Here is a 7,384-nt window from a genome sequence, read left to right as displayed (position 1 = left end):
CTCCCTCTAATCCGACCTCGCTCCAGTCTCTCCTGCGTCGTCCAGTTTGGCGGGTCGGGCTGCCGGCGCCCCAGCGCCCGTGCGCCGACGGCTCGTAAAAGACGCCCCTCAGGGAGCCGGCGTCACTTGTTGACGCAGGCGTTGCCGGCGGCGGGGTTCAGGAGCCCGATCACGCTGATCGTGTTGCCGCACACGTTCACCGGGACGTGCACGGGCGCCTGGATGGCGTTGCCGGACCCGACGCCCGGGGAGTGCACGGCGGCACCCTGGGCACCGGATTCGGCGACGGCCAGGCCCGCGCCCGCGAGAACCAGCCCACCGGTGGCAGCCGCAGCAGCGACGACCTTCTTGATCATTCTTCCTCCTTGTTGGCAATGCGACCCCAAGGCGCGGGGTCACATCAGATGCAACGAGGAGGAACTAATGAAGCTACGAACCTATCGTCGCATTCACCCTTCTCAGTCGGTCCCGTACGGCTGCCCGATTACCACGGTGCGCGCCCTCGGGCGGGGGCCCGGGCTCACGACGCGTCGATGAACCGGTCGAGCACCCGCACACCGAACTGCAGGCCGTCCACCGGCACCCGCTCGTCCACGCCGTGGAACATGCCGGCGAAGTCCAGCTCCGGCGGCAGCTTCAGCGGCGCGAAGCCGAAGCCGCGGATGCCGAGGTCGTCGAAGGACTTGGCGTCGGTACCGCCGGAGAGCATGTACGGGATCGCCTTGGCGGTCGGGTCCTCGGCGAGCAGGGCGGCCTGCATGGCCTCGACCAGGGCGCCGTCGAAGGTGGTCTCGACGGCCTTGTCGGCGTGCACGTCCTCGCGGCGGACCTTCGGGCCGAGCAGCCGGTCGAGGTCGGCCAGGAACTCCTCCTCGTGGCCGGGCAGGAAGCGTCCGTCGATGTGCGCGGTGGCCTCGCCCGGGATGACGTTGACCTTGTACCCGGCGTTCAGCTGGGTGGGGTTGGCGGTGTTGCTCAGGGTCGCGCCGATGAGCTTGGCGATGCCGCCGAGCCTGGCGAGGGTGGACTCCATGTCCTCCGGGTCCAGCTCGATGCCGAGCGCGTCGCCCAGTTCGTCGAGGAAGGCCCGGGTGGTCTTCGTGACCCGCACCGGGAACTTGTGCCGGCCGACCCGGGCGACGGCCTCGGACAGTTCGGTGATGGCGTTGTCGCGGTGGATCATCGAGCCGTGCCCTGCCGTCCCGGCCACGGTCAGCTTCATCCAGTGCATGCCCTTCTCGGCCGTCTGGATGAGGTAGAGCCGCCGCTGCTCGTCCACGGTGAAGGAGAAGCCGCCGACCTCGCTGATCGCCTCGGTCACGCCTTCGAACAGCTCGGGGTGGTGGTCGACCAGGTACCGGGCGCCGTACGTGCCGCCCGCCTCCTCGTCGGCGAGGAAGGCGACGACGATGTCCCGCGGCGGCCGGCGCCCGCCGCGCAGCCGGTCGCGGACGACCGCCAGCGTCATGGCGTCCATGTCCTTCATGTCGACGGCCCCGCGTCCCCACACGCAGCCGTCGGCGATCTCGCCGGAGAACGGGTGGTGGGTCCAGTCCACCGCGTTGGCCGGTACGACGTCCAGGTGGCCGTGGATGAGCAGCGCGGGCCGGGACGGGTCCTCGCCCTCGATGCGGGCCACCGTGGAGGCGCGGCCGGGGTGCGACTCGTAGATCTTCGGCTCCAGCCCGACCTCGGCGAGCTTCTCGGCGACCCACTCGGCGGCCTTGCGCTCACCGGGGCCGGAGTGGTCGCCGTAGTTGCTGGTGTCGAACCGGATCAGCTCGCGGCAGAGGTCCACGACCTCGTCCTCGCCGGTGACGCTTCTGGCCGTGTCCGTCTCGCTCACGCTGCTTCCTCCCACTGTCACTGCTGGTGGTCCCTGTCATCCTCTCTCCGGCGCCGCCCCGGGCCCAAGACCGGTCCCGGCCCGTCACACGCCGTTCACGCGCGACCGGCCCCGGCGCCGGGGGGTGATCAGCCACCCTCGAAAGCCTGGTAATGTTTCCTTCGTCGCCGCGAGGGAAACCCCGCCGAGAGGCAGACCTCGCACGACAGACACCTTGTCCGGGTGGCGGAATGGCAGACGCGCTAGCTTGAGGTGCTAGTGCCCTTTATCGGGCGTGGGGGTTCAAGTCCCCCCTCGGACACCAGTGAGGCCCCTGCTCAGCAGGGGCCTTTCGCGTGCCCCGGCGCCGCTTCCTAGACTTGAGGGGTGGCTCGGCGTAACGGCGAGGTCGAGGCGCTTCTGCAGGAGTACGCCGATCTCATCGCGATCACCGGAGGCGACGCGTTCAAGGCGCGCGCCTACGAGAAGGCGGCGCGGGCGATCGGCGGGTATCCGGTGGACATCTCGACGCTGGACGCCGACGGGCTGCGGGAGATCCCGAACGTGGGCCGGTCGATCGCCGAGAAGGTGGCCGAGTATCTGCGCACGGGCACGATGGCCGTCGTGGAGGAGCGCCGGGCGAAGATCCCGGCGGGGGTGCGGGAGCTGATCACGATCCCGACCCTGGGGCCGAAGAAGGCGCTGCGGCTCTACGAGGACCTGCACATCTCGTCGGTGAGCGAGCTGGCGGCGGCCATCGAGGCGGACGCGCTGGCGGATCTGAAGGGCTTCGGCGAGAAGACGCAGGAGAACATCCGGCACGGGATCGAGCTGCTCCAGCGGGCGGGCGCGCGGGTGCCGCTGTCGCTGGCGCTGGACACCGCCGAGGAGATCGTCGCCCAGCTGTCCGCCGTGACGGGCTGCGAGCGCTGTGGGTACGCCGGTTCGCTGCGCCGGATGCGGGAGACCGTCGGTGACCTGGACGTGCTGGTCTCGGCGCGGCGGTCGGCGCCGTTCATGGACGCGCTGTGCGAGCTGCCGGTCACCGCGGAGGTGATCGCGCGGGGTACCAAGAAGACGTCGGTGCGCACCGGCAAGGGGCTCCAGGTCGATCTGCGGGTGGTGCCGCCGGAGTCGTGGGGCGCCGCGCTGCAGTACTTCACCGGGTCCAAGGCGCACAACATCCGCACCCGGACCATCGCCGTGCACCAGGGGCTGAAGCTCTCCGAGTACGGCGTGTTCGACACCGGGAGCGGGGAGTCCGTAGCGTCCCGCACCGAGGAGGAGGTGTACGCGCGGCTCGGCCTGCCGTGGATCCCGCCGACGCTGCGCGAGGACCGCGGGGAGATCGAGGCGGCGCTGGGCGACGGCCTGCCCGAGGTGGTGACCGAGCGGGACATCCGCGGCGACCTGCACACGCACACCGATCTCACGGACGGCCTGGCCTCGCTGGAGGCGATGGTGGAGGCCGCCGCCGAACGCGGTCACGCGTACTACGCGGTCACCGACCACGCGCCCAACCTGTACATGCAGCGCATGACGGACGAGAAGATCCTCGCCCAGCGGGAGCGGCTGCGGGAGCTGGACGGCACCCGGCGCCGGATGCGGCTGCTGCACGGCACCGAGCTGAACATCGGTCCGGACGGGGAGGTGGACTGGCCGGAGGAGTTCCTGGCCGGTTTCGATCTGTGCGTGGCCTCGCTGCACTCCCACTTCGACCTGGACCGGCGGGCGATGACGCGGCGGCTGGTGCGGGCCTGCGAGCATCCGTACGTCAACATCGTCGGACACCCCACGACCCGGCTGATCGGCAAGCGGCCGGGTGTCGACGCCGACTGGGACGAGGTGTTCGCGGCGTGCGCGCGCACCGGCACCGCGCTGGAGGTCAACGCCCAGCCGGACCGGCTGGACCTGCGCGACGAGGACATCCTGCGGGCCAGGGAGCACGGGGTGAAGTTCGCCGTGAACACCGACGCGCATTCCGTCCCGCACCTCGGGCAGCTGCGCTACGGGGTGGCGACCGCGCAGCGCGGCTGGCTCACCGAGGAGGACGTGATCAACACCTGGCCGCTGGCCCGGCTGCGGAGGTTCCTGCGGAAGGGCGGGCGCCCCTGAGCGTCCGGGGTCACCGCAGCGCCCGAACCGTGAGCGTGCCGCCGTCGCCGTGCTCGACCCGGGTGCCGAGGCCGCGGGCGTACCCGTCGAGGACCGTGCGCAGCCAGGCGGTGTCCTCGGCGGAGGCGTGCTCCAGGCGCAGCCGGCGCGCCTGGAAGGGCACCATCCGCAGACCGGTCAGCCGGCCGGTGCCGGGCTCCACCGACACCAGGTACAGCAGCCGCAGGTCGTCGCGGTAGCGCTCGTAGCCGCCGATGCCCTCGTAGTCGTCGACGAGGTCGCCGCAGCCGTACAGGACGAGCCGGTCCCGGTAGACCTCCGGCGGGCGCGGATGGTGCGAGGAGTGCCCGTGGACGACGTCGACGCCCGCGTCGATCAGCGCGTGGGCGAAGCGGACCTCGGCACGGGAGGCCGTATAACCCCAGTTGGGTCCCCAGTGGACGGACGCGACGACGACGTCGCCGGGCCGCCGCTCGGTGCGCCGCAGGCGGTCGGCGAAGTCCGTGGCGGCGGCGGTGGTCGGCGCGGTGACGAGGGCCACGCCCGGGCGTTCGGCGGTGGCGGCCCAGCTGTGCGGGATGCCGCTGGACGGCATCCCGAAGGCGAAGACCAGGACGCGTCCGCCCGGCCGCAGCGGGACGGCCGCCGGGCGCCAGGCCGCGTCCGCGTCCGGGCCCGCCCCGGCGGTGCGCAGCCCGGCGGCGGCGAGGCAGTCGAGGGTCTCCGCGAGGCCGGCCGGACCGAAGTCGAGCACGTGGTTGTTGGCGAGGACGCAGACGTCGGGTCGGACGGCGGCGAGGCAGGGCAGGTTGGCCGGGTGCATCCGGTAGTGGACGCCCTTGCCGGGTGCGAAGTCGCCGTCCCGGGTGACGGCGGTCTCCAGGTTGATCACCCGCACGTCCGGGGCGGCACCCTCCAGCACGGGCAGGGCCTCGCCCCAGGGCCATGCGGGGTCCACGGGCCGGGGCACCGGTCCGTTGGCGGTCTCCGCCAGGGCCACGTAGGAGCGGGCGTCGCGGACGTAGTCCTCGCGCAGGGCCGGGTCGCCGGGGTGCGGGAGGATCTGGTCGACGCCCCGGCCGAGCATGACGTCACCGGCGAGGAACAGGGTGACGGCCTTGTCGCCCATGGCGGCGGGACTATACGTGCGCGGGTGCCATGTGGTCCGTGAACCAGTCACGTGCCAGCTCGGTCACCCGTTCCAGCGTGCCGGGCTCCTCGAAGAGGTGGGTGGCGCCGGGGACCACCTCCAGCCGGTTCTCGCAGCGGAGTTGTGCCTGTGCCTCCCGGTTGAGTGCGAGGACCTGCGGATCGGCGCCGCCGACGACGAGCAGGGTGGGTGCCGTCACCGCGGCCAGCCGGGGTCCGGCGAGATCGGGCCGGCCGCCGCGGGAGACGACGGCGGCGGGCCGTGCGTCGGGGTCGGCGGCGGCCCACAGGGCGGCGGCGGCGCCGGTGCTGGCGCCGAAGAAGCCGACGGCGAGGCCTTCGGTGCCGGGTTCCTCGCGCAGCCAGCGGGTGGCGTCCAGCAGCCGTCCGGCCAGCAGGGCGATGTCGAACACGTTGCCCCGGTCGGCCTCCTCCGCGTCGGTGAGCAGGTCGAACAGCAGGGTGCCGAGGCCGGCTTGGTGCAGTCCCTCGGCGACGAACCGGTTGCGCGGGCTGTGCCGGCTGCTGCCGCTGCCGTGCGCGAAGGCCACGACGCCGGTGGCGTCCTCCGGCACGGTGAGCCGTCCGCCCAGCCGGGCGCCGCCGGCGGTCACCGTCACCTCCCGGTCGGTGGACCCGGCGCCCACGGTGTGCCGGTGGCGGCTCGCGGCCCGGCGCAGACAAGCGGTGACCTCCTCGTCCTCGACCTGGGCGAAGTCGGCGTAGAACTGGCCGACCGCGGCGAAGTGCCACGGGGTGTCGAGGCAGACCAGTTCGTCGGCGTCCCCGCCCAGTCGCCGGGCGAAGTCCCGGGGGGCCACGGGGACGGCCAGCACGATGCGGGCGGCGCCCCGCGCGCGGGCGATCCGGCAGGCGGCCCGCGCGGTGGAGCCGGTGGCCACACCGTCGTCCACCACGACGGCGGTCCGGCCGGCGACGGAGACGGGGGGTGCGGCGCCCCGGTAGCGCCCGGCCCGTTGCTCCAGGACCCGGCGCTCGCGTTCCTCGACGCGAGCGAGGTCCGCGGTGGAGACCCCGGTGCCGCGCAGCACCTCCTGGTTGATCACGCGGACGCCGTCCTCGCCGATCGCGCCCATGCCCAGCTCGGGCTGGTACGGCACGCCCAGTTTCCGCACCAGGCAGACGTCCAGGGGCGCGTCGAGTGCCTCGGCGACCTCGGCGGCGACCGGTACCCCTCCCCGTGGCAGCCCGAGCACCACGACGTCCTGGCCCCTGAGGTACTCCAGGCGTTCACCCAGTCTCCGTCCCGCTTCCAGGCGGTTCGTGAAGTGCACGGTGGGCTCCTTCACTCCCGTGGCTGCCAGAGCGGCGCCGGGGCGTCCGTGTCGGCGGCTCCGGTCGCCTTCATGTCGCCGTCGGCGGCGCGCAGCAGCATGCGGCCCATGGCGATGAGCGCGCGTCCGGCGGCGAGTTCGTCGCCGATCTCCGGCATCGCCGGGTCGTAGGGGTTGCGGCGGGCCTCCGCGTGGCTCTCCAGGACGTTGTCGCCGGTGTCGAGGATGATCCGGGCCGTGGTGTCCGGATCGTGCTCGGACAGGTACAGGTTCAGCCGCCATTCCTTGACGGCGGGACGGCTGCTCATGGGTCCGGTCATCGTCCGCCACCTCGCTCCGCGGATCGTGCCGCGACGGGCCGCCGGCCGTGGGCCGGTCCGTCGTGGCTGGTCGCGCAGTTCCCGGCGCTCCTACGGGGCGCCGCGGTCCGGCACTTCCACTGTGCACCCGACCCGCGGCGGACGCCTCCCCTGCCGCGGGCAGAATGTGGGTCATGACCTCGCGCACCTGCCCCTGCGGACTCCCCCGGTCCTACGACGCCTGCTGTGGCCGCTTCCACGCGGGCTCGGCGACCGCGCCGACGGCCGAGCGGTTGATGCGCTCGCGGTACAGCGCGTTCGTCACGGGGGACGCGGGGTATCTGCTGCGCACCTGGCATCCCCGGACCCGGCCCGCCCGGCTGGACCTCGACCCGCGGATGCGGTGGACCGGGCTGGAGATCCTGGACACCGCCGACGGATCCGCCTTCCACAGCACCGGCACGGTGACGTTCCGCGCCTCCTACCGGGGCGGCTCGCTGCACGAGCGGAGCCGGTTCGAGCGGGTGGACGGGGCGTGGGTGTACGTGGACGGGGACTTCCTGGGCGAGTAGCCCGGGCTAAGGTCCTGTCGTCAAACTCCCGTCGTCCGCCCTCCGGGCGGACGACTTCCGCTTCGGCTTCGGCGACGACAGCGTCACGATCACGAACCTGCGGCACTCCGCCGACACCTCCGATCTGCG

Annotated in this window: 7 protein-coding genes and 1 tRNA gene; 3 read left to right on the top strand and 5 right to left on the bottom strand. The window is 72.7% G+C overall.

Annotation, left to right across the window (positions count from 1 at the left end):
• Positions 1-122: 122 nt before the first annotated feature.
• Both chpH and AB0L21_RS20105 read right to left on the bottom strand, forming a co-directional pair.
• Positions 123-356, bottom strand: a complete 234-nt coding sequence (gene chpH / locus AB0L21_RS20110; RefSeq protein ID WP_365785430.1) for a chaplin ChpH — start codon at positions 354-356, stop codon at positions 123-125.
• Positions 357-520: 164 nt separating this feature from the next.
• On the bottom strand, positions 521-1,846 hold the full coding sequence (locus tag AB0L21_RS20105) for a M20/M25/M40 family metallo-hydrolase (RefSeq protein ID WP_365703826.1): 1,326 nt from the start codon (positions 1,844-1,846) through the stop codon (positions 521-523).
• A 216-nt stretch (positions 1,847-2,062) separates the two neighbouring features.
• Here AB0L21_RS20105 and AB0L21_RS20100 point away from each other — a divergent pair.
• Together AB0L21_RS20100 and polX are read left to right on the top strand one after the other, a co-directional pair.
• Positions 2,063-2,150 (top strand) — tRNA-Leu (locus AB0L21_RS20100).
• A 62-nt stretch (positions 2,151-2,212) separates the two neighbouring features.
• A complete protein-coding gene (polX, locus tag AB0L21_RS20095; protein ID WP_365785428.1) occupies positions 2,213-3,940 on the top strand; it encodes a DNA polymerase/3'-5' exonuclease PolX in 1,728 nt (575 codons plus the stop codon).
• 10 nt (positions 3,941-3,950) lie between these two features.
• On the opposite strand, the gene AB0L21_RS20090 is transcribed toward polX, so the two are convergent.
• Genes AB0L21_RS20090 through AB0L21_RS20080 form a run of 3 tightly spaced genes read right to left on the bottom strand, consistent with a single transcriptional unit; the run spans position 3,951 to position 6,704 of the window.
• The gene (locus tag AB0L21_RS20090) at positions 3,951-5,069 is read right to left on the bottom strand and encodes a CapA family protein (protein WP_365785426.1); all 1,119 of its coding nucleotides are present in this window, start codon (positions 5,067-5,069) and stop codon (positions 3,951-3,953) included.
• 10 nt (positions 5,070-5,079) lie between these two features.
• Positions 5,080-6,384: a phosphoribosyltransferase family protein gene (locus AB0L21_RS20085; protein ID WP_365703820.1), complete on the bottom strand. Its 1,305-nt coding sequence runs from the start codon at positions 6,382-6,384 to the stop codon at positions 5,080-5,082.
• 11 nt (positions 6,385-6,395) lie between these two features.
• Positions 6,396-6,704 (bottom strand): dsRBD fold-containing protein, encoded by a 309-nt coding sequence (locus AB0L21_RS20080; RefSeq protein ID WP_365703818.1) that lies wholly within the window; start codon positions 6,702-6,704, stop codon positions 6,396-6,398.
• 173 nt (positions 6,705-6,877) lie between these two features.
• Between AB0L21_RS20080 and AB0L21_RS20075 the strand changes: the two genes are divergently transcribed.
• Positions 6,878-7,255, top strand: coding sequence for a YchJ family metal-binding protein (locus AB0L21_RS20075; protein ID WP_365785425.1), 378 nt, complete (start codon positions 6,878-6,880; stop codon positions 7,253-7,255).
• Positions 7,256-7,384 lie beyond the last annotated feature (129 nt).

Origin of the sequence: Streptomyces sp. NPDC052721, from assembly GCF_040678315.1 — a bacterium.
Lineage (GTDB): Bacteria > Actinomycetota > Actinomycetes > Streptomycetales > Streptomycetaceae > Streptomyces.
The sequence above is the reverse complement of the archived record's forward strand: the minus strand, read 5'-3'. Positions and strand labels throughout refer to the sequence as shown.

What these genes read in the sequence shown, in the direction of transcription:
- chpH (WP_365785430.1), bottom strand. Translation starts at nt 356, where the DNA reads ATGATCAAGAAGGTCGTCGCTGCTGCGGCTGCCACCGGTGGGCTGGTT.
- AB0L21_RS20090 (WP_365785426.1), bottom strand. Translation starts at nt 5,069, where the DNA reads ATGGGCGACAAGGCCGTCACCCTGTTCCTCGCCGGTGACGTCATGCTC.
- AB0L21_RS20080 (WP_365703818.1), bottom strand. Translation starts at nt 6,704, where the DNA reads ATGACCGGACCCATGAGCAGCCGTCCCGCCGTCAAGGAATGGCGGCTG.
- AB0L21_RS20075 (WP_365785425.1), top strand. Translation starts at nt 6,878, where the DNA reads ATGACCTCGCGCACCTGCCCCTGCGGACTCCCCCGGTCCTACGACGCC.